This window comes from Pectobacterium araliae (assembly GCF_037076465.1).
Taxonomy (GTDB): Bacteria; Pseudomonadota; Gammaproteobacteria; order Enterobacterales; family Enterobacteriaceae; genus Pectobacterium; species Pectobacterium araliae.
The window spans coordinates 1,260,912-1,281,764 of the sequence record NZ_AP028908.1 but is presented as its reverse complement, the minus strand read 5'-3'; the positions used below and the strand labels follow the sequence as shown (position 1 = coordinate 1,281,764).

General features: G+C 52.5%; 20 protein-coding genes and 1 pseudogene. 13 read left to right on the top strand and 8 right to left on the bottom strand.

Going from position 1 to position 20,853, the window contains the following annotated elements; translation table 11 throughout:
* Positions 1-65 precede the first annotated feature (65 nt).
* The 5 genes from AACH44_RS05705 (at position 66) to trxA (ending at position 5,581) form a co-directional block, all read left to right on the top strand.
* A complete protein-coding gene (locus tag AACH44_RS05705) occupies positions 66-806 on the top strand; it encodes a MotA/TolQ/ExbB proton channel family protein (protein ID WP_261848191.1) in 741 nt (246 codons plus the stop codon).
* Between the two features lie 14 nt (positions 807-820).
* Positions 821-1,246, top strand: coding sequence for an ExbD/TolR family protein (locus tag AACH44_RS05700; protein ID WP_261848190.1), 426 nt, complete (start codon positions 821-823; stop codon positions 1,244-1,246).
* Between the two features lie 154 nt (positions 1,247-1,400).
* Entirely contained in the window at positions 1,401-2,765 is a 1,365-nt protein-coding gene (locus tag AACH44_RS05695) for a metallopeptidase TldD-related protein (protein WP_261848189.1), read from the top strand.
* A gap of 34 nt (positions 2,766-2,799) precedes the next feature.
* Positions 2,800-4,245 carry a metalloprotease TldD gene (gene tldD, locus AACH44_RS05690; protein WP_261848188.1) on the top strand — a complete coding sequence of 482 codons (1,446 nt, stop codon included), beginning with the start codon at positions 2,800-2,802 and terminating at the stop codon, positions 4,243-4,245.
* A 70-nt stretch (positions 4,246-4,315) separates the two neighbouring features.
* Positions 4,316-5,581 (top strand): thioredoxin, encoded by a 1,266-nt coding sequence (gene trxA, locus AACH44_RS05685; protein ID WP_261848187.1) that lies wholly within the window; start codon positions 4,316-4,318, stop codon positions 5,579-5,581.
* A 16-nt stretch (positions 5,582-5,597) separates the two neighbouring features.
* Here trxA and AACH44_RS05680 read toward each other — a convergent pair whose 3' ends face one another.
* Both AACH44_RS05680 and AACH44_RS05675 read right to left on the bottom strand, forming a co-directional pair.
* Positions 5,598-7,682, bottom strand: coding sequence for a tRNA(Met) cytidine acetyltransferase TmcA (locus tag AACH44_RS05680; RefSeq protein ID WP_261848186.1), 2,085 nt, complete (start codon positions 7,680-7,682; stop codon positions 5,598-5,600).
* A 17-nt stretch (positions 7,683-7,699) separates the two neighbouring features.
* Positions 7,700-8,152 (bottom strand): DUF441 domain-containing protein, encoded by a 453-nt coding sequence (locus AACH44_RS05675; protein ID WP_261848185.1) that lies wholly within the window; start codon positions 8,150-8,152, stop codon positions 7,700-7,702.
* A 345-nt stretch (positions 8,153-8,497) separates the two neighbouring features.
* Here AACH44_RS05675 and AACH44_RS21185 point away from each other — a divergent pair.
* Positions 8,498-9,213 (top strand): annotated as a pseudogene (locus AACH44_RS21185) (hypothetical protein).
* Between the two features lie 2 nt (positions 9,214-9,215).
* Entirely contained in the window at positions 9,216-9,644 is a 429-nt protein-coding gene (locus tag AACH44_RS05665) for a hypothetical protein (RefSeq protein WP_261848184.1), read from the top strand.
* An 88-nt stretch (positions 9,645-9,732) separates the two neighbouring features.
* Here AACH44_RS05665 and purC read toward each other — a convergent pair whose 3' ends face one another.
* The 3 genes from purC to dapA all read right to left on the bottom strand — a co-directional run bounded on the left by purC (position 9,733) and on the right by dapA (position 12,521).
* Complete coding sequence (gene purC, locus AACH44_RS05660; RefSeq protein WP_039488834.1) at positions 9,733-10,446, bottom strand: phosphoribosylaminoimidazolesuccinocarboxamide synthase; 714 nt, start codon at positions 10,444-10,446, stop codon at positions 9,733-9,735.
* 142 nt (positions 10,447-10,588) lie between these two features.
* Positions 10,589-11,626 (bottom strand): outer membrane protein assembly factor BamC, encoded by a 1,038-nt coding sequence (gene bamC, locus AACH44_RS05655; RefSeq protein WP_261848183.1) that lies wholly within the window; start codon positions 11,624-11,626, stop codon positions 10,589-10,591.
* A gap of 16 nt (positions 11,627-11,642) precedes the next feature.
* A complete protein-coding gene (gene dapA / locus AACH44_RS05650) occupies positions 11,643-12,521 on the bottom strand; it encodes a 4-hydroxy-tetrahydrodipicolinate synthase (protein WP_261848182.1) in 879 nt (292 codons plus the stop codon).
* Between the two features lie 299 nt (positions 12,522-12,820).
* Between dapA and AACH44_RS05645 the strand changes: the two genes are divergently transcribed.
* The 6 genes from AACH44_RS05645 (at position 12,821) to arsC (ending at position 17,871) form a co-directional block, all read left to right on the top strand.
* Positions 12,821-13,372 carry a glycine cleavage system transcriptional repressor gene (locus AACH44_RS05645; protein WP_261848225.1) on the top strand — a complete coding sequence of 184 codons (552 nt, stop codon included), beginning with the start codon at positions 12,821-12,823 and terminating at the stop codon, positions 13,370-13,372.
* 62 nt (positions 13,373-13,434) lie between these two features.
* Positions 13,435-13,902, top strand: coding sequence for a thioredoxin-dependent thiol peroxidase (bcp, locus tag AACH44_RS05640; RefSeq protein WP_039356343.1), 468 nt, complete (start codon positions 13,435-13,437; stop codon positions 13,900-13,902).
* Between the two features lie 200 nt (positions 13,903-14,102).
* Positions 14,103-15,206 carry an AAA family ATPase gene (locus AACH44_RS05635; RefSeq protein ID WP_261848181.1) on the top strand — a complete coding sequence of 368 codons (1,104 nt, stop codon included), beginning with the start codon at positions 14,103-14,105 and terminating at the stop codon, positions 15,204-15,206.
* Positions 15,207-15,208: 2 nt separating this feature from the next.
* Positions 15,209-15,871, top strand: coding sequence for a DUF4276 family protein (locus tag AACH44_RS05630; protein WP_261848224.1), 663 nt, complete (start codon positions 15,209-15,211; stop codon positions 15,869-15,871).
* A 177-nt stretch (positions 15,872-16,048) separates the two neighbouring features.
* Positions 16,049-17,485 (top strand): M48 family metalloprotease, encoded by a 1,437-nt coding sequence (locus AACH44_RS05625; RefSeq protein ID WP_425606646.1) that lies wholly within the window; start codon positions 16,049-16,051, stop codon positions 17,483-17,485.
* 14 nt (positions 17,486-17,499) lie between these two features.
* The gene (gene arsC, locus AACH44_RS05620) at positions 17,500-17,871 is read left to right on the top strand and encodes an arsenate reductase (glutaredoxin) (protein ID WP_261848179.1); all 372 of its coding nucleotides are present in this window, start codon (positions 17,500-17,502) and stop codon (positions 17,869-17,871) included.
* A 43-nt stretch (positions 17,872-17,914) separates the two neighbouring features.
* Here the strand turns inward: arsC and hda are convergent, their stop codons facing one another.
* From hda to upp, 3 genes are all read right to left on the bottom strand, one after another.
* Positions 17,915-18,622 (bottom strand): DnaA inactivator Hda, encoded by a 708-nt coding sequence (hda, locus tag AACH44_RS05615; RefSeq protein WP_005976214.1) that lies wholly within the window; start codon positions 18,620-18,622, stop codon positions 17,915-17,917.
* 98 nt (positions 18,623-18,720) lie between these two features.
* A complete protein-coding gene (uraA, locus tag AACH44_RS05610) occupies positions 18,721-20,010 on the bottom strand; it encodes a uracil permease (protein WP_137739424.1) in 1,290 nt (429 codons plus the stop codon).
* Positions 20,011-20,226: 216 nt separating this feature from the next.
* A complete protein-coding gene (upp, locus tag AACH44_RS05605) occupies positions 20,227-20,853 on the bottom strand; it encodes a uracil phosphoribosyltransferase (protein WP_261848223.1) in 627 nt (208 codons plus the stop codon).

Here is a 20,853-nt window from a genome sequence, read left to right as displayed (position 1 = left end):
GTTGCCAGCACGGTACGTCATATTCTGGAAGCAACTGAAACAGGTTATTTATTAAGAGGTAATACATGAACACGTTAGACATTTATCATTTTTGGCAACAAGGCGATGCGGTTACCCACTCCGTAGCCGTCATTCTGCTGGTAATGTCGCTGCTCTCCTGGACTGTCATGCTGGCTAAAGCATGGCAGTTAGTGATGCTGAATAAGAGTATGAACCACAGCAGACAGGCGTTCTGGCACGCGTCATCGTTACAGGAAAGCTTGGATCAGTTTGGCACTGCGCGTTTCAACCCTTTTCGCGATTTAGTGATTGAAGGGCATGCCTTGCTGAAACATCCGCACAAGTTTTCTTCGACGCTGGGCGGCCATGTTGATCTTAGTGATTGGCTGGTACGAGGTTTGAGCAATACACTGGATACTAACGTCGGCAAATTGCAATCGGGGCTCGGCACATTAGCGTCCATCGGCAGTACCGCACCGTTTATCGGCCTGTTGGGAACAGTGTGGGGAATTTTCCACGCCTTGCAAACCATCAGTTCGATCGGTCAACCTGATCTGGCTCAGGTTGCCGGTCCGGTAGGGGAAGCGCTGATCATGACCGCCTTCGGGCTGTTTGTCGCTATTCCCGCCGTCTTAGGATTCAATGCCATTAATCGTCGCAATCGTGTGGTATTGCACGCCATGAATCGGTTCGCACATGATCTGCATGCCTACCTGTTGACCGGTGCCCGCGTCGATACCACGCTCACGGAATCACGTCTCGTCGCAGATGAGGAATCGTCAGCACCCGTTGAACGTTCAGCCTGAGAGGATAAATCGCCATGAGTATGTCATCCCCTTTTGTTGGAAATCAGGAAGAGGCTCTGCTTAACGATATCAACATGACACCATTTATTGATGTCATGTTGGTACTGCTGATTGTGTTTATGATTACCTTGCCCGTTATCAATCATGCAGTCAAAGTCGACCTGCCTAAGGCGAGTGTTGAAAAGATAAAGAAAGATCCACAAGCCGTGGATATTTCGATCACCGCAACCGGGCAAATCAACTGGAATAAAGAAGCCATCGATGACGAGCAGTTACTGGTGCGGCTCGATGCGGCAGCGTCAGAAACGACGCGCCCGAACATCCGACTGTTCGCCGATCAGGCGGTAGAATATGGACGCGTGGCCCATGTGATGACCAGCGCCCAGCAGCGCGGCCTGAGCAAAATTGATTTTGTGTTGCAACCCGTTAAAACACCCTGATGATCTCTTCCTCCCTGATGCTGACGGTCTAACCAGCGTCAGGGCACCCACTATTTATTCTCCCTCAGCATAAAAAAATTTCGTCACACAGTGACGATTTTCTTTCTTCATTGCACATCATGAGTAGAACACTGTCACGCATGGATACTGAATAATGCCTTCTCATGATGAATCTCCCGTTTTTGCTACACCACAGACCGATACGCTCCAGTCGCTGGCTGGAAACGTACTGGACTTCGCCGCCGCCAAAGGCGCGAGTCAGGCTGTCGTCAGCGTCTCGCAAGGAAACCGCCGTACGATCCGCGTCAGGAACGGAGATATTGATACGCTGACGCAAAACCAAAGCCGCTTCCTGTCCGTTACGGTTTACTTCGGTCAGCGTGCAGGCACCGTTTCCTCTACCTTGTTCAGCAAGGAAGCGTTGCAGGATGCCGTTGACGCCGCCAGCACGCTGGCAAAATACGCCGATGAAGACCCGTGTAGCGGCCTGCCAGAAACGCAGTATTTCGCGCGCGATATTTACGATCTTGCGCTGCATAGTGCGGAGACGCTGACGGTAGAACAAGCGCTGGCGCTGGCGCTACGAACCGAACAAGCAGCCAATACCGCACACCAGCATGGCTACAGCGAAAGTACGGAAATCACCTCGCAGCAGGGAGACTTTATTCTGGCGAACTCTGCCGGTTTTTCAGCGGGCTACCCAACGTCACTACACTCCTTGTGGAGCCATGCGATCGCCCGTAACGATACGCAGCGCCAGCAGGGATTCTGGCACACCACCGGCAGATCGCCGTCACTGCTGGCTTCGCCTGAAGCTATCGGGCAAACCGCCGCACAACTTGCCGCAGCACAACTTGGGGCACGAAAACTCTCAACTCGTCGCTCCCCAGTCGTGTTTGAAGCCCCTGTGGCGCACAGCCTGATTCATCATCTGGTCAATGCCCTAAGCGGCGTGGCACTTTATCGCTCCACGTCATTTCTGGGACAATGCCTTGGCGATACCATCGTCGCTCCCCATCTGAGCCTGCATGAAAATCCGTTTATTCCCGGCGCACTGGCCAGTTCCTGCTTTGATGCCGAAGGCGTCGCTGCCACCCGCCGCTGCGTCATTGATGATGGCATCGCGCAAGGCTACTTTCTCTCCAGCTACAGCGCTCGACGATTGGGGCTAACAACGACCGGGCACGCTGGGGGAGCCTACAATCTGGCCGTCAGCAGCAGCCAGAACCACACCGATGCCGACTTGCCGACGCTATTGCGCCGTATGCACACGGGGCTGCTGGTTACCACACTGCTAGGGCATGGGCTGAACCCGATGACGGGCGACTATTCTCAAGGCGTGGCGGGCTTTTGGGTCGAAAACGGCGAAATTCAGTATCCCGTCGAAGAAATCACCATTGCAGGCAACCTGAAAACGCTGCTCCTGCAATGCGTCGCTCTCGGTGCAGATATCCACACGCAGGGCAACCTCTCCTGCGGCTCCCTATTGATTGAAGAGATGCAGATCGCCGGGCAGTAATCCCACATCGCGTCATAGAAACAGGATCACCATCATGGCAATACACGCTTCCAGAGCGTCAGTCTCACCTGCGCTGTCGGCATTTTCGCTGGAAACGACGGAGATAACGCGCGCGCTGAACCACATCATGCAACGTCAGGTGGACTATGCCGATCTCTATTTTCAGCGTCGTCAGCAGGAAGGCTGGCAGCTCGAAAACGGGATTGTGCGTCCTACCGGCTTCAATCGCGATCAAGGTGTTGGCGTCCGCGCCGTCAGCGGTGAGAAAACCGCCTTCTCCTACACCAATGACCTGAGTCCACAGGCTATTCTGCAAGCTGCCAGTACGGTAAGAGAAATCAGTCGCCAGGGGCAAAGCGCTAGCGTGGCATTACCCGCATCGCTACCGCACGGCACCACCGCGCTCTATCCGGCAGACAATCCGTTGCTTGCTATCACGGAAGAACATAAACGCCAGTTGCTATTTACTATCGATCGTCAGGCGCGCGCCCGCGATCCCCGTGTGACACAGGTAACGGCCTACCTGAATGCCTCACATGAAACTATTCTCATTGCCCGACATGACGGTCGGCTCGCTACCGACGTTCGGCCACTAGTGAATCTGGTCATTAATGTCGTCGTCGAACAGCAGGGCCGGCGGGAGAATGGTTCCGGCGGTGGCGGGCGACGCCTCGACTACCGATTCTTTGATGAAGAAACGGTCAGCCATTGGGTCAATCAGGCCGTCGATCAGGCACTGAATAATCTGGACGCCAGTCCGGTGCCCGCAGGCACTTATAGCGTGATTCTCGGCGCTGGTTCACCCGGAATCTTGCTGCATGAAGCCATCGGACACGGTCTGGAGGGCGACTTTAACCGTAAAGGCAGTTCCGCATTTTCCAGTTTATTAGGAGAACGCGTCGCCGCACCGGGTATTACCGTCGTAGATGACGGCACGCTCGCCAACCGACGGGGTTCGCTGCATGTGGACGATGAAGGCACGCCGTCACAGTGTACGACGCTCATTGAGGACGGCATCCTGCGCGGCTATTTACAGGACAGCCTCAACGCCAGACTGATGAATACTGCGCTAACGGGCAACGCACGTCGGGCGTCCTACTCCGCGCTGCCGCTGCCGCGTATGACCAATACCTACATGCTGGCAGGACAGTACCCGGCAGAAGAAGTGATCGCGTCGGTCAAAAACGGCCTCTATGCTGTCGGCTTCGGCGGCGGACAGGTGGATATCAGCAGCGGGAAGTATGTCTTTTCCACCACAGAAGCCTATCTGATTGAAAACGGGCGCGTCACCCGTCCAGTGAAGGGCGCGACGCTGATTGGTCACGGGCCGGAAGCACTGCTGCACGTCGCAATGGTGGGCAACGATCTGGCTTTAGATGACGGCAATATCGCGTGTACTAAGGAAGGTCAATCCTTGCCCGTCAGCGTCGGCCAGCCAACGCTTCGCATCGACAACATGACCGTAGGCGGCTCACAATAAGCCATGTCGCCACGGTTTATTGCCCGTTTCCTGCGCATTTGTTCACAATTTTTCGCTGAATGGAGACACCATGTCCGACGCCATTATCACTGCCAGCGATACCTCGCTGGATGCATTACTCAATAATAACGACAAACCCATTTTGCTTGATCTGTGGGCTCCCTGGTGCCAGCCGTGTAAAACGCTGGCTCCACTGCTGGACACCATCGCGGATAACACGCCAGACAACTTGACCGTCGCCAAGCTGGATGTGGAGCAATATCCGGCATTGATGCAGCGTTTTGGGGTGCGCGGTATTCCTACGCTACTGCTGTTTAAAAATGGACAGGAGGTTTCACGGCAGATCGGTGTGAAAACGCTGGCGCAGCTACGCGGCTGGCTAGAATCGCACCAGATTACGATACAAAATACCGCCCAACCGCTGGCTGATACCCGCGTGGAATGGGGCTCGTTCTATGGCGATACTTCGTTGCACGCGTTTCTCCACCAGCGGCTACGTCAGCATGCGGCAGACGGCGATATTGAACACGCCTTTTCACCCTATTGGCAGGATAACAAAGGCTCAATCTCTACCGTGTTGGTGCACAGCGAGGACATTCGTGTCTTTGAACGCGTCACCGGACTGCCTGCCGCACTCGGCTTGCTGCTGGAAAAACTGCCGAGCACCACGCCCGCGCAGGTTGACGCCCTCTTTGCCGCCATCGCTCCCGGAAAAACCGTAGACGGCGTCGCGCTACAATGGCTACAGCAGTGGTTAGACGACGCGGGCAATCCGTGGTCAGACTGGCTGGCAGACAGCACGGTAGACAACCTGCGCCAGCAGTGGATTAGCGCTATTTCGCGGTTGTTGGCGAGTGAAACCGTGGCGGAAAGCGAATGGACGACGCTGCATCAGCAAGCGATCGGCTGGGGGGAGAAAGCCTCCAGCGAACTCGGCCTGGAAAAAAATATTGCGACAATACTCGCCAGCCTATCGCCGCCACCTGCCGCATCCGATGTTAATAGCTGGCTAGGCATCAGTACCACGCTCGGCTTCACGCTGGCGCAGATCCTGCAAATTAACGACGGATGGAGCAGAGAAGAACGCGCCACGCCGGATCAGCGCTTCCGTTGGTTTAAAGAACAGGAAGACGCCACGCCCAATAAACAGCTCACGGATGAGCAAATTACTGCGCTACGTGAACAATGGCTTCAGGAGAACCCGGATTTTTCCGCGAAAGAGGACGCGTTTTATCAGCGTTATCCGCAGTTGTTAGAGGCGCAAAAAATCCGCTGGCAAGAAACGATGTGGGGATTGCTTCGCCGCGCACCTACCTTCAAATCGCAGTTGGGCTAACGCCGTAGCCTGCGTCTCAGGGATGAGGCGCATCCTCCGCCGAAGGGGCTGAAAGTCCCCATTGTTGCCAATGTTCACACCGCTGTGCATCGAGCTCGACCAGCGCAGTGCCCGTTTCTTCTCGCCAGCGCTTCAAAAGCGTTTTCCTGCCGCTCAGCCCCAGCGTCGTCGCTATTTGCTCACCTTCACCCGGTTTTTCCGCCAGCAGGCGTAGCGCAGGCAGCGGCAACGAAGTATTCAGCAATAAACGACAAAGTGAAGCAAAGCTGGCTTCCATCGGTCGATGTGCAAACGCAAACCCCGCCAGTTCACGCCAGTCGTCTTCATTCAGCTCGGTATTTCCTGTCTGCGGCAGCGCAAGGTTCAGCGGAATCAGGCGCTGTAACCAAAACCAGTCACGCGTCAATTGCTGACTTCCCTGCTCCGCCAGTTTGTGCCCTGCCTCACTCAGCGGCAGTACGGCCATCGCGCTATAACAGCCGCTGCTGGCCTCAAGATGGCTGCCGATGCGCACTAGTTGAAAGCCACACGATTGCCAGAACGCCCAAAGGTCTTGCTGATAACCGAAACTGACCGATAGGTAATCCAGCGCCTGTCGTTGCGCCTCGCGTGTCTGGTCTGCAATTAACGCTTTGCCGATACCCTGTCGGCGAGATGGCGATGCCACCGCTATCCGGCTCACGCGGCGCGCACGCAGCATCGGCGCATACCACAAACCAGCGTGCGCTGCCAGCGACTGCGCCACCAGATTACCGCGCGGACGCCGCCGCCCCGCCCATACCTCATGCGCCAATGAGGCAAACAGCCCCCCCTCCTCCACCAGCCACAGTACGCCACACATCTCGCCTGCTACCTGTGCGCTGGCAATATGCATGCCCGGCGCATCCATCAGACGGCGCAGATCCAGCGGCGAGGTACGGTAATGCGCACTGCACAAGAGCGCGTAGCACCACGTCAGACGCTCAGGATGTATCAGCCAGTCGGCGGCACGTTCGGTGCGAATATCCAGTTCGGCAGAGGGCAAAGCCCGCGAACCCGCAACGGGATTCAGCCGAGAATGCAACAGAGTAGGCTCATTGAACAGCAGCGCCTGCTCCAACACCCTCTCCAGCGGATCGTTAACGGCCCAGCGCAGCGGATCGTCCAGCGTAAACGCCCGCCACTGCGGCAGCGAAGCACAAAATTTCAGCAAGAAACCCCGTCCAGTACCTTCATACCCTTGAACCGTCGTGGTCATCAGAATGCGGGAAAAATATGGTAACAGCGCGGAGAGCACGGAAGACGGGATCGCCGCCGCTTCATCAATTAACAACCAGTCGACACTGGGTGCACCATGAAGGCAACAGTGTGCCAATAGCGCATCCGGTGCCCAAAACTGCGTATCAGCACGCGCGTGCTGTTGCAGAATATCGGTCGCAGCACGGGAAGGTGCGGTGATCCAGCAGGCACCGCGGCTCCGCTGCGTCAGCATTCCTGCCATCGCCGATTTCCCCCGCCCACGCGGTGCAGTAACCACCAATACGCCAGATTCAGCAACACTCAATTCATGCAGAATGTGCTGCTGCCGCGCTGTCGGTTCACCGCTAGCTGGCTGCCAGTCCGATCGCACGGCCAATGGCCGAATCACGAATGCCTGATCCTGCTGCCAGAGAACAACGTCCTCATCGGCTAACAGCTGGCGCTGCAAATGTTGGATAAAGTGCGGGGTAGCAATCGGCTGTTCTTGTTCGCTCCAACGCAGGCTGTCTTGATCCGGCTGTGTCGGCCATGCCTGCCACGACGGCACCAATATAATCAGCCAGCTCCCCGCCTGTAGCGTGCCTGACAGCATCGCCAGCGCCTCGACATCCACGCCGCTACGTGCATCAAACACTGCGTGAAGAAACTCCCGCCCCAGCAGCGTCCGCACTCGACTGGCTGGCAGCGCGGTGACGGAATCAGGCGCGTGTTCGCTAACCCACAGCCAGTCGCCGGACAACTGGCCACTGAGCGCCAATGCCTGCTCTTCACACCAGTTCGCTTCACCGCTCAGCACCAGCAATCGCCGGACGCCATAGCGCTGCTGCTGGCGTTGACTGTGGAGAAAATCACGAAACATCATCACACGCGCCGGATCAATCAGGTCTTGCCGATCAGCAGAGAAAGCAGCCCTGCGGCGATCAGCGGACCAACCGGAACGCCGCGAAACAGCGCCACGCCCATGACCGTCCCCACCAGCAACCCGGCCACAACGGAAGGCTGGTTGCTCATCAGCGACACGCCGCGTCCGCCAAGCCAGGACACGACAACACCAATGAGGATCGCCAGCAGGGATTTCCAGTGCAGGAAGGAATGCATCACTTCACTGGCGGTAATTTTTCCGCTGGCAATCGGTGCCATCACGCCAATCGTCAGAATGACGATACCGATGCTCAGGCCGTATTTTTCTACCCACGGAAAATAGCTATTCAAAGGCGTGATGCGTATCGCCAGCAGCACCAGAATCGCCAGTGTGACGGTCATGTTGTGGCTGATGATACCCAGCCCCGCCAGGACGAGCAGAATTAACAATGTTGGATCGATGTAAGCCATGGATGCGAGTCTGCCGAAAAGTCATCAGGTTGCGCGTTAAGCAAACCGCGATGATAGCATTAATGAACCGACCGTCGATTCTCTCCTATAAAAATTTCCGGTTCGCCTTCGTACAACCTGCGCAATCTGGAGATCGTTCTCACGATAATTGCTCAATATAAACGACCAATGATTAATAACAAAAAAGTGAAATATATTATTTATGCATAGCAAATATCATCGAATGATATTATGACATTAATACTTAAATTGATTTTATTTTTTAATATTTCATGTGAAACATCAACTTGACCCACATCACCCTCACCAATAGAATGAAAAATGACGGATAAACAGGGATAGTTTATGAGTAGCAGACAAGATATTAAAGATGGCGCTCTATTTGATTCGCTTCGCAATGGATTGGTTTATACCAAAATCTTAGGTTGGCTCGACATGGGGCATGCAAGGGGCGACGACATAAGGGCGCTTCAGCTCCAATTTCAGGCTGGTGAAGCTAATAACGTTCCCTATTACACGATTATGTATGATCAGAGTATGTATATAAATCGCTTTAACCGCTGTTTGGGAATAGGAAAATATTCAACATGGGTTATTCGTAAAGGGAAAACTCGCGACGAAATAAATCGAATCATGCTGGCAATGATGATGAGAATACGGCATCCAATTTTGAAGGCTTACAGTCTCTACCACAGTTCTCCTGGTATACCGATAGCGGGTTTAGTGGTGAGGATTTAGTCTCTAACCTGTTCGGTTTTTATAGGACGTTGATACCAGGACACTACGCCTATCAAGTCCAACCTGTCAGCTATGCATCCGCACTCCGACGTTGGGATCACTATGGTCCAGTTGGGGCGAACAAAAATAGGGGATTTGTCCCAACGCTTTACCCCGATCCACAAGATTTATGTATTCGTCATATTCCATATAAGGGGAAACTACCGCATTTCATTACGTGGATAACTCCCTGGAATGATTTCACTTCCGGCGAGGTTGAAGTCTTCACAAATAATGGCACTACATTTTCAGCCAAAAAACGAGTGTATCCAGGACAATGTTAAGTTTGAAAAAATATTTAAAATGGCTCTTGATTGCGCTGGTTCTTTACACCATAGGTGTTTTCAGTCTGGAAAGTTGGCTTGATAAGAGAATCAGCGACAATCCAGCCTACGAAAAAAGCGACATGGTGGTTTATCGATATTTTACCGATACAGATATCGCAGGCGTGCCAAAAATTTCAGAGCGTTATTATTTTGAATATCATATTGGCGATGGCTACGCACCGATGAATGAAATTATCTTCAGCGATGCTAGTGACCTAGCCCCGTTGCGGGACTATCTTAAAAAACTCGGCTACGAGAAAGAAATCAAACGATTTGGTGATTCCGAAGTGTGGAAAAAGCCTGTAGGGAAAAGCGATACTTTTTATCTGTGGCACATCAAGGATCGCAACGAAGTAAGATTATCCAAAGTGTTTACCCACATATTTTAAACTGGGTCACCTCAGCTTTAGAAGCATTCTCTCACAATATACGCGGAGCATCATTAGCTCCGCGTATTAAACGTAAACGATTGCGCAGTTAGTCTAATTTTACGCCGATACGGTGCGCAACTTCTTCATACGCTTCAATCAAGCCACCGAGGCTCTGACGGAAACGGTCTTTATCCATTTTGTTCAGCGTTTCTTTGTCCCACAGGCGGCTACCGTCTGGTGAGAACTCATCACCCAGCACGACTTCACCTTTGAACAGACCAAACTCCAGCTTGAAATCGACCAGAATCAGCCCGGCGTCGCCAAACAGTTTGCTCAGCACGTCGTTCGCCTTGTAGCTCAGCGCTTTCATGCGAGCCAGATTCTCTTCATTCACCCAGCCGAACGTCTTGCAGTAAGATTCGTTCACCATCGGGTCATGCATCTCATCGTTTTTCAGGAACAGATCGAACAACGGCGGGTTCAGCTCGATGCCTTCTTCAATACCCAGACGTTTTACCAGCGATCCCGCCGCGCGGTTGCGCACGACACACTCGACTGGCACCATCTCCAGTTTTTTCACCAGCACTTCATTGTCAGACAGCAGGCTCACCATTTGGGTTGGGATTCCTGCTTCTTCCAGTTTGCTCATGATGAAATGGTTGAACTTGTTATTTACCATTCCTTTACGGTCAAACTGCTCAATGCGCGCACCGTCTCCTGCTGATGTATCATTGCGGAACTCCAGCACCAGTAGATCGGGATCTTCGGTGGTGTAGACGGTTTTCGCCTTTCCACGATACAGCTCAGCTAGCTTTTGCATCTTTAATTACTCCACACAGTGAGGGCCAAAAATACGACCCGTATATTTAACGCTTCCCCAAACGGTTGCCAACAACGCCCACCAATTCGGGTAGAGAGCTTGAATGAAGAAGGGTCGGATAATCCGACCCTTAGTTTATGCGTTATTTACCGAACGCCGCCTGGAATACGGCCACCAGTGCATCGTTCTGAGACTGGGTTAGCGTATGCCCTTTGGAGTCGATAAATTGCAGACTGCTGCGGTTGTCTAAATCGCCGACCTGCAATTTGTAATCACCGTTAGGCAGTTCAGGATTTTTCGCGCCTAGGTCATCCCAGGTTCCGCCGCTCGGCGCACGATACGTCACGGAGACAGAACCCTGCGGACGGCTACGATCGTTAACCTTCATGCCGATCTTATCCAATGCGACAGGCAGACGATCCCACACAACGGTATACGGACCGCGCACAATCAGCAGTGGCAAGCCTGTATCATCCGCCCCACTCTGCACATCCAGCGAACCGATGGTGCGGTTTGCCAGTGCGTTTTCGCGTGCGGTTGCCTGAGAATCCAGACCATTGCTAAGCGCATTCAGCATCAGACCCGTGTAGCGCTGAGCCTGATCGCCCGTCGTCACCGGCTGACCGTTCAGCTGTAATCCCAGCAGCTTCACAACCAGTGCGACCTGATACCCCTGTTGCTGCACGGAAATCTGATAACGCCCTTGATACGGGACGTCTTCATCTTCACGCGGCCATGAAATCCAGTCGGTTGTCAGCGTTTGGCTGGCATCCTGACGGCTGGCAATGGTAAATGCTTTGTCTTGCAGCACGCGGATAACCTGAGACCAGAGCTGGCTGTTTTGCGCGCTGTTTTCTAACAACAGCGTGGCCGTATCCCCCGAAACCTGGGTACGAGAACCATTCAACAAGGCCAATGGCTGCACAGGAGGACGAATATCCAGCTCCTTGCCGACCGCACCATTCAGGGTAACTGGCGGTATATCATAATCCCCATTCTGCACCGGTAAAATCATCCCGGCAGGCGTATTCAGCGCGTGCAGCGCCGGTGCCTTCAGATAGGATTCATCGCCACTGACCTGACGCTTATAGCGCTGATCGCTGGAACAAGCCGCAAGCAACATCACGAGTGATATGCCAACAACTTTCGCCACCATCGACTTTTGTAATGAATAACTCATTAAATCTCCCTAACGATTACAGCAAACCCGCTTGCTTAAGTGCTTGCCCCATCACCGTACGGCCGGAATCGGTCAGCGGTGTCATCGGCAGGCGCAGCGTATCGGTCGCCATGAGTCCCAATTCCTTACAGGCCCACTTCACCGGAATAGGATTGGGTTCAACAAATAATTTCTGATGCAGTGGCATCAGGCGCTGATTTAAACGGCGCGCTTCGACAAAATTGCCCTGCGCCGCCAGCTTGCAAAGTTCCGCCATTTCACGCGCAGCAATGTTCGCCGTTACGGAAATCACACCTTTACCGCCGAGTTGCATAAAGTCCAGACCGCTGGCGTCATCGCCGCTCAGCAAAATGAAGTCTTCACTAACCAGCTCTTGGATCTGACTTACCCGACTTAAGTTCCCCGTCGCTTCTTTAATTGCGACAATATTTTTCACTTCGGACAAACGGGCAACGGTTTCCGGCAGCATATCGCAGCCAGTGCGGGAAGGTACGTTATACAGGATTTGCGGCAGATCGGTATGCTCGGCAATCGCTTTGAAGTGCTGGTACAGACCTTCCTGCGTCGGTTTATTGTAGTACGGTGTAACCGTCAAGCAGCCAACAACACCGGAGCCATGAAAGCGTTTGGTTAGTGAAACGCCTTCGGCGGTAGCATTCGCACCGGTTCCAGCGATAACGGGAATACGCCCGTCGCTCAGTTCCAGCGTCAACAACACGACATCGCCATGTTCGTCGTGGCTCAGCGTGGCGGATTCGCCCGTCGTGCCGACAGAGACAATCGCCGATGTACCGCTAGCGACATGATAATCAATCAGTTTTTTCAAGCTCGCCCGATCGACGGCGCCTTTGGCGTCCATCGGCGTAACTAGCGCAACAATACTTCCCGTAAACATTGGCCATCCCCTCCACAAACAAGTGCTTCATGGTACTTTTGACCTCTATGCAAAAGCAAGCGGACAAGGGCGTTGTAGGTGCCTGACGCAGGTTTTTTTATGACGCAGTAAACGAAATTAAAAATGCTTCTGACGTTTTAGGGAAATAGGTGGGCCAGGATAGCTAAAATTGCTCCAGGTTTTTTACGGCGGGCTATCCCTGTCCGCCGCCCTTCGGGCCGCCGCAAGCGGCGTTAAAAATTGCTCCAGGCAATTTTTTATGTTTACCATGTATTCATGGGAAAAAGACAGGAAGCATGATGTTGCCAAGCTCACAAGAACACTATCTGGTTATTACCGCGCTGGGGGTTGATCGCCCCGGTATTGTCAATGCGATTACCCGCCACGTCAGTAGCTGTGGCTGCAATATCGAAGATAGCCGTCTTGCTATGCTGGGCAAAGAGTTCACGTTTATTATGCTGCTGTCCGGCAGTTGGAACGCGATAACGCTGATTGAATCAACCCTGCCGCTGAAAGGCGCGGAGATGGATTTACTGATTGTGATGAAACGAACGGAGTCACAGGCCAGCCAGCCTACACCCTCTACCGTTTGGGTGAAGGTTGACGTCGCCGATTCTCCTCACATTATTGAACGTTTCACTGATTTGTTCGATTCTCACCAGTTAAACATTGCCGAGCTAGTTTCAAAAACGCAGCCCGCAGAAGGCGGAAAACCACCGCAGCTGTATATTCAGATTGCCGCACACAGCTCTGCAACGCTTGATAGCTTAATTATTGAACCAGCCTTTCATCAGCTATGTACAGAATTGCACGCACAAGGCAGTATTAGCGTCGTTAACTATGCCCAATAGCATAACGCTGCAAGATTATGGGTATATCCACAGCATAAAGAGAAACAAGACGGAGAGTCGTGATGAACACACTGAAAGCCGGTGATATTGCACCGAAATTTAGCTTGCCCGACCAAGATGGCGAACAAGTAAATTTAACCGACTTCCAGGGACAGAAAGTGTTGGTGTATTTCTATCCTAAAGCGATGACGCCAGGATGCACCGTTCAGGCTTGCGGCCTGCGCGATAACATGGACGATTTGAAAAAACATGGCGTTGAAGTTCTCGGTATCAGTACGGACAAATCAGAAAAACTGTCCCGCTTCGTCGAGAAAGAAGTCTTAAATTTCACCCTGCTTTCTGATGAGGATCATCAGGTCTCAGAAGGATTTGGCGTTTGGGGAGAAAAAACCTTCATGGGGAAAACCTATGACGGTATTCATCGCATTAGCTTCCTGATCGATGAAAACGGCAAGGTGGAGAAGGTGTTCGACGACTTCAAAACCAGCAACCACCACGACATCGTTCTCGATTATCTGAAAAGCGCCTAATTCGCGGTTTTCAGCTCGTCCACCGGCACCGCCATACGTGCCGGTTTTTTCCTGATTCTGGAAAAACGCTCACAATAGTTCGTTAAATCAGATAGGCAGCACAAGACCTCACCTTCTCTTTCTGCTATACCACAGTAGACCAACATGCAACGTCATCGTGAAATGCGAGTAACTCTGTCATATAAGGCAACAACACCATCATGAATACGGTAACTAAGAGCGATCATCTAAACCGCATAGTGATTAAAGGGTATAAGTCCATCGCCGACTGTGATGTGGAAATGCGCACGTTAAATATTTTGATCGGTGCGAATGGTGCGGGAAAATCCAACTTTATTAGTTTCTTTCGCCTAATAACAAATTTACTCGCTCAACGCCTGCAACTTTTTGTAGGTAAGAATGGCGGGCCGGATGCGCTACTTCACTTTGGCCGTAAAAAGAGCCCTTATCTGGCTGGAGAAGTATTCTTTACAGAAACAAGCTACCATTTCTCTCTAGTGCCAACGAACGATAATCGGATGATGTTTCAATCTGAGGATATATCTAACAATTCTTTCGACAAAAAAGTAGCGACCCATGGTCATTTTGAATCACAACATAAAAAATATCGTAGCTATGATGGCACAAACAAACTTGATAATGTGCTTCCTTTGCTGGAAACCTTGAGGGTTTATCATTTAAACGACACCAGTGAAAGCGCCAGAGTAAAACAAATCCACCGCATTAATGATAATGACTATTTACGGGAAGACGGCGCGAATTTGGCCGCGTTTCTATTCCGGTTGCAAAAAAATCATGCTGCACATTATCAGCGTATTGTGAAAACGATTCAGATGGTTGCCCCTTTCTTTGGTGATTTTTATCTCCGCTCAACGCCGGATAACCCAGATAATATTCAGCTCGAATGGGTCGAAAAAGATCAGGATATTCCGTTTAAAGCCAATGAATTATCCGATGGCACACTGCGTTTTATTATTCTCGCGACCGTGCTGCTACAACCAGAAACCTACATGCCCAGCGCCATAATAATCGATGAACCAGAACTAGGCCTGCATCCCTATGCTATCACAGTGCTCGCCGCACTCATCAGAAGCGCGAGCGAGCAGCACCAACTCATTGTTTCAACACAATCTGTTGAGCTGGTTAACGAATTCGAAGCCGAAGATCTTATCGTCGTCGATAAGCACCTTGGTGCATCTACATTTAAACGTTTGGATCAGGACACGCTGAAAAACTGGCTGGAAGATTACAGCTTAGGGGAACTGTGGAAGAAAAATATACTTGGCGGGAGGCCACAGCGATAATCATGACAAGGATTAATGTTTTTGTTGAAGGACAAACAGAAGAAACATTTGTTCGCGATACGCTGGCTCCTTACTTTGTGCGGCAAGGTATTTACCTTAACGCGATTCTGGCACAAACCAGTCGAGGCCATAAAGGCGGGATAGTCAGCTATGGGAAAGTGAAGCATCAAATTACCCAACTTTGTCAGCAAGATAAGAAAGCCTGGGTAACAACCTTGATTGATTATTATGGCTTACCGACGGATTTCCCTCTGGTTGGGCAAGGAAAACCCGTTAACGGTGATATTTATTCATGGGTTTCAGATTTGGAAAATGCCTTTCATGCTGATATTGCTCAGCCTAATTTTATCCCTAATTTTTTAGTACATGAGTTTGAAGCACTATTGTTTTGCGAACCCGATAAATTCGCAGACTGGCTTGAGGATAAAAGAGCGATAGCGCAACTTAACAGTATTAAACTTGCGTTCGATTCTCCTGAATCCATTAATAATAGCCCACAGACCGCCCCCTCCAAACGTATTCTTGCTGCCATACCAGAATATCAAAAAACACTACATGGACCACTGGTTGCCGCCGATATTGGGTTGGATACGATTCGTCAGCAATGCCCTCATTTTGAATGCTGGTTGCAGCGCCTGGAGGCATTGAAACCAACCCAGATCTGATAAACTGAACCTTGTGCCACGAAATTTCTTCCATGCCGATCCACTCTTCTCCACGTTTTTCCCGCTCGGGCATTTCTTTGTCCGCCATCGCTGGCTAAGATAGTCGGCAGAATGCTTTCACGTTAGCTGTTGATAAGGTTATCTTCCGTTATGGCGATTCGGTTAAGAAAAACGCTCATGTCCGTCCTGTTTGGGACATTACTGGCTGGCAACCTATTTCCTGCTCAAGCCGACACGCAGGATCGGCTACCGGATATCGGCACCACCGCAGGCGGTACGCTCAGCATCAATCAGGAGCTGGCGATGGGCGATTTTTACGTCCGCCAACTGCGAGCTGGCGCACCGCTTATCAACGATCCGCTGCTGTCTAATTACATTAATCAGCTCGGTAACAGATTGGTCAAACAGGCCGACTCCGTGCGCACGCCGTTCCATTTTTATCTGATCCGTAATGACGACATCAACGCCTTCGCCTTCTTCGGCGGCAACGTGGTGCTGCATTCCGCGCTGTTCCGCTATGCCGACAGTGAAAGCGAACTGGCCTCGGTGCTGGCGCATGAAATCTCTCACGTTACCCAACGCCATCTGGCACGCAGTATGGAATCACAGCAGCGTAGCGCCCCGCTCACCTGGGTCGGCGCACTCGGCTCCATCTTGCTGGCAATGGCTAATCCACAGTTGGGGATGGCGGCGCTCAGCGGCACGCTGGCGGGTGCGCAGCAGGGCATGATTACGTTCACGCAGTCGAATGAACAAGAAGCGGACCGCATCGGGATTCAGGTGTTGCAGCGCGCGGGCTTTGACCCACAGGCCATGCCGAATTTCCTGCAAAAGCTGGCCGATCAATCACGCTATGCGTCCAGACCGCCAGAAATGTTGCTGACGCACCCCTTGCCGGAAAGCCGTCTGTCCGATGCACGCAACCGCGCCAACCAAATGCGTTCAACGCCGGTACAATCCTCCCAGGATTTCTTGTTCGCCAAAATACGCACCTTTGGTATGTACGGCTCACCGGATCGCCCGCTTAACAACGATCTGCTGGAGCAATGGGAAAAAGGCAACGTGCGGGAGCAGCTAGCCGCGAAGTATGGTCGTGCGATTCAGCTTTATCAGGCGAAGAAGTACGATGAAGCGCGTAATGTACTGCAACCGCTGCTAAGCAGCACACCTGAAAATCCGTGGTTTCTGGATATGATGACGGACATCGATCTGGGACAAAGCCGTGCGACACAGGCTATCGCCCGCTTACAAAACGTGCCCGGAATGCAGGCGAACCCGGTACTTCAGCTTAATCTGGCGAATGCTTATGTGGAAGGGAAACAACCTGCTGCCGCCAGCAAAATACTGTATCGCTATACCTACGCACACCCTGACGATTCGAACGGCTGGGACCTGCTGGCGCAGGCCGCAGCAGCCCAAGGACAGCGGGCGGAAGAACTGGCCGCACGAGCGGAAAGTCTGGCGCTTAACGGTCAGCTTGATCAATCTATTCGGCTATTGAGCAACGCGAGTTCATTGGTCAAGTTGGGGAGCCTGGAACAAGCTCGCTACGATGCCCGCATCGACCAGCTCCGCCAGTTGCAGCAGCGTTTCCGCCAGTACCAGAAATCCTGATAAGGAGCATGACGATGACACAGCCTTCAAGCCAAAAACCCGTGACGATTTATCATAATCCACGCTGCTCCAAGAGCCGTGAAACGCTGGCGCTGTTGCAGGAACACAATATTACGCCTGACGTCGTGCTCTATCTCAACACACCGCCCGATGCCGCAACGCTGGGTCAGCTTATCAAGCAGTTGGGCTTTACTAGCGCACGCGAATTGATGAGAACCAAAGAAGAAATTTATCAGCAGTTGGGGCTGTCAGATGCCGCACTAACGGAAGCACAGCTGATTCAGGCGATGATCGATAATCCGAAGCTCATCGAGCGCCCCATCGTCGTGGCGCAAGGCCAGGCACGTATTGGTCGCCCGCCAGAGCAGGTACTGGAAATACTGTAGTTGTAAACGATAACTGTAAACAATAGCCGGAAGCGATCGTCAATTACAGCCCGAGGATCTCTTTCACAAAAGGAATGGTCAGCTTGCGCTGGGCGGTGATAGAAGCGTGGTCAAGCTGATCCAGCGTCATAAATAACGTGCGCATTTCTCGATCCAAACGCTTAAGCAGAAAACGGCTGACGTCTTCCGGCAATTCGAACCCGCGCAGTCTGGCACGTAGTTGTAGCGCTTCGCCTTTCTCGTCATCCGACAACGGTTGCAGCTTATAGATTTGTCCCCAGTCGAGACGAGAAGCCAAGTCGGGCAGACGTAAATTTAGCTGACGCGGCGGACGATCGCCAGTAATCAACAGCCGGGCACGCCCCGTTTCCTGAATACGGTTATACAGATTAAACACCGCCATTTCCCATTCTTCATCGCCCGCGATAGATTCGATGTTATCGATACACACCAGCGCCAGCTGTTCCATGCCTTCCAGCACATCCGGTACAAAGTAGGCGCGTTTATCTAACGGCACATAACCCACCGCGCGTTCCTGACGCGACAGTTCAGCGCAGGCAGCGTGCAGCAGATGGCTGCGCCCGCCCCCTTCGCGTGACCAGAAATAGATATAGCTACCATGCTCCTGATACAAAGCATTATTAACGGCGGCAAGAAGAGACGCGTTTTCACCCGGATAGAAACTAGCAAAGGTTTCGTCATCGGGTAAATAGAGTGGCAATGAAAGCTGTGCCGGCGTGTTCAGAATCACCTCAAGCAAAACGGGCAGGAAACGGATCGAGTTTATCACAGAAACCGGGCCCTGTTGAGGTCGCGATACACACGGCCTCAACAGGGGGAATAGCGCGGTTATGAACGCGCGTCGTTCTCTTCCGGCGCATCGAGGATCTCTTCCTCTTTGCGGAACAGGCTGATGACCTTAAACACCAGACTCATGCCGATACCGACAACTGTCGCCAGCGCCATGCCTTTCAGTTCGGTCGAGCCCAGATGCACTTTCGCGCCACTGACGCCGATGATCAGAATCACGGAAGTGAGGATCAAGTTTTGTGCTTTGTTGTAATCCACTTTGGATTCAATCAGCACACGAATACCGGACGCACCAATTACGCCGTACAGCAGCAGCGACACGCCGCCCATAACCGGAACCGGTACAGCCTGAATCGCCGCGGCCAGTTTGCCCACGCAAGAGAGCAGGATCGCGAGGATCGCCGCACCGCCGATCACCCAGGTGCTGTACACTTTGGTAATGGCCAGCACGCCGATATTTTCGCCGTAGGTCGTGTTCGGCGTAGAACCAAAGAAGCCAGACAGCACGGTAGAAATCCCGTTGGCGAACATGGAGCGGTGCAGCCCCGGCTCACGCATCAGGTCTTTCTTCACGATATTTGCCGTTACCACCAAGTGGCCAACGTGCTCCGCAATCACCACCAGCGCCGCAGGCAGGATCGTCAGAATGGCAAACCACTCAAAGCGTGGCGTGTAAAAAGTCGGCATCGCGAACCAGTGCGCTTCACGAATCGGGGTCAAATCGACCACACCCAGCGCGAACGACAGCGCATAGCCAGCCAGTACCCCGATCAGAATCGGGATGATCGCCAGAAAACCACGAAACAGCACCGACCCCAGAATGGTGATCGCCAGCGTCGCCAGAGAAATCGTTACTGCGGTGGAATCAACGGATGTGCCATCGGCAGGCAGCAGCCCAGCCATTCCCGCCGCGACACCCGCCAGTTCAAGGCCGATAACGGCAACAATCGCCCCCATCGCCGCAGGCGGAAACAGCACATTCAGCCAGCCAGTGCCCGCTTTCTTAACAATCAGCGCCACCAAACAGAACAACACGCCGCACATGATGAAGCCCCCCAGTGCGACTTCATACCCCAGTGGCAGCAGCAGTAAAACCGGGGAAATGAACGCAAAGCTCGACCCCAAATACGCAGGGATTTTTCCCTTACAAATGAATAAATAAAGCAGCGTACCCACGCCGTTGAATAACAGTACGGTCGCTGGGTTGATCTTGAACAGGATGGGAACCAGAACGGTAGCGCCAAACATCGCGAACAGATGCTGGAAGCTCAACGGGATGGTTTGTAACAAGGGGGGTCGTTCACTCACCCCGATGGCGCGACGAGTCATCTTCAATATCCTCTGTAGTGTTGCTATTTGTGTGTGCAGGTAGACCCACACTTTTATCACAGCCAAACTCATCCCGCCCCACCGTAGCGAAGCAGGATGATGTTGACTGCTTATGTAATAAAAGAACCGCGTGTGACGTCACACAGGCTGCGGCGAACCATAGGAAATACGTAGGTTTGCGCCAAAAAAAAGCCGACTATCACGTCGGCTTACCTGTTATTTCGTACCAAATATTTTATCGCCCGCATCACCGAGGCCCGGCATGATGTAACCCTGATCGTTGAGGCCTTTATCGATGGATGCCGTGTAAAGTTCGATATCTGGGTGAGCTTTTTCCAGCGCGGCAATCCCTTCTGGAGCCGCGACCAGCACCAGTACCTTAATACTGTGACAACCCGCTTTTTTCAGCAGATCGATCGTCGCGATCATTGAGCCACCGGTTGCCAGCATAGGGTCAACCACCAGCGCCATGCGCTCTTCGATATTGGAAACCAGCTTTTGGAAATAGGGTACAGGCTCCAGCGTCTCTTCATTACGGTAGATGCCGACAACGCTGATACGTGCGCTAGGGACATTTTCCAGCACGCCTTCCATCATTCCTAACCCTGCACGCAGAATCGGTACGACGGTAATTTTCTTGCCTTTGATCTGATCGACTTCAACCGGACCGCACCAGCCATCAATGGTGACTTTTTCGGTTGCCAGGTCAGCCGTCGCTTCGTAAGTCAGCAAACTCCCCACTTCGGAAGCCAGCTCACGAAAACGCTTCGTGCTAATATCGTTCTCACGCATCAAACCCAGTTTATGTTTGACGAGTGGGTGTTTCACCTCGACGATCTTCAT

Coding starts and splice junctions, on each gene's coding strand:
- AACH44_RS05630 (WP_261848224.1), top strand. CDS start 15,209: ATGACAAGGATTAATGTTTTTGTTGAAGGACAAACAGAAGAAACATTT.
- uraA (WP_137739424.1), bottom strand. CDS start 20,010: ATGACTCGTCGCGCCATCGGGGTGAGTGAACGACCCCCCTTGTTACAA.
- dapA (WP_261848182.1), bottom strand. CDS start 12,521: ATGTTTACGGGAAGTATTGTTGCGCTAGTTACGCCGATGGACGCCAAA.
- AACH44_RS05700 (WP_261848190.1), top strand. CDS start 821: ATGAGTATGTCATCCCCTTTTGTTGGAAATCAGGAAGAGGCTCTGCTT.
- bcp (WP_039356343.1), top strand. CDS start 13,435: ATGAACACACTGAAAGCCGGTGATATTGCACCGAAATTTAGCTTGCCC.
- AACH44_RS05635 (WP_261848181.1), top strand. CDS start 14,103: ATGAATACGGTAACTAAGAGCGATCATCTAAACCGCATAGTGATTAAA.
- bamC (WP_261848183.1), bottom strand. CDS start 11,626: ATGAGTTATTCATTACAAAAGTCGATGGTGGCGAAAGTTGTTGGCATA.
- AACH44_RS05675 (WP_261848185.1), bottom strand. CDS start 8,152: ATGGCTTACATCGATCCAACATTGTTAATTCTGCTCGTCCTGGCGGGG.
- arsC (WP_261848179.1), top strand. CDS start 17,500: ATGACACAGCCTTCAAGCCAAAAACCCGTGACGATTTATCATAATCCA.
- trxA (WP_261848187.1), top strand. CDS start 4,316: ATGTCCGACGCCATTATCACTGCCAGCGATACCTCGCTGGATGCATTA.
- AACH44_RS05705 (WP_261848191.1), top strand. CDS start 66: ATGAACACGTTAGACATTTATCATTTTTGGCAACAAGGCGATGCGGTT.
- AACH44_RS05645 (WP_261848225.1), top strand. CDS start 12,821: ATGTTGCCAAGCTCACAAGAACACTATCTGGTTATTACCGCGCTGGGG.
- upp (WP_261848223.1), bottom strand. CDS start 20,853: ATGAAGATCGTCGAGGTGAAACACCCACTCGTCAAACATAAACTGGGT.
- purC (WP_039488834.1), bottom strand. CDS start 10,446: ATGCAAAAGCTAGCTGAGCTGTATCGTGGAAAGGCGAAAACCGTCTAC.
- AACH44_RS05625 (WP_425606646.1), top strand. CDS start 16,049: ATGTCCGTCCTGTTTGGGACATTACTGGCTGGCAACCTATTTCCTGCT.
- AACH44_RS05695 (WP_261848189.1), top strand. CDS start 1,401: ATGCCTTCTCATGATGAATCTCCCGTTTTTGCTACACCACAGACCGAT.
- tldD (WP_261848188.1), top strand. CDS start 2,800: ATGGCAATACACGCTTCCAGAGCGTCAGTCTCACCTGCGCTGTCGGCA.
- AACH44_RS05680 (WP_261848186.1), bottom strand. CDS start 7,682: ATGATGTTTCGTGATTTTCTCCACAGTCAACGCCAGCAGCAGCGCTAT.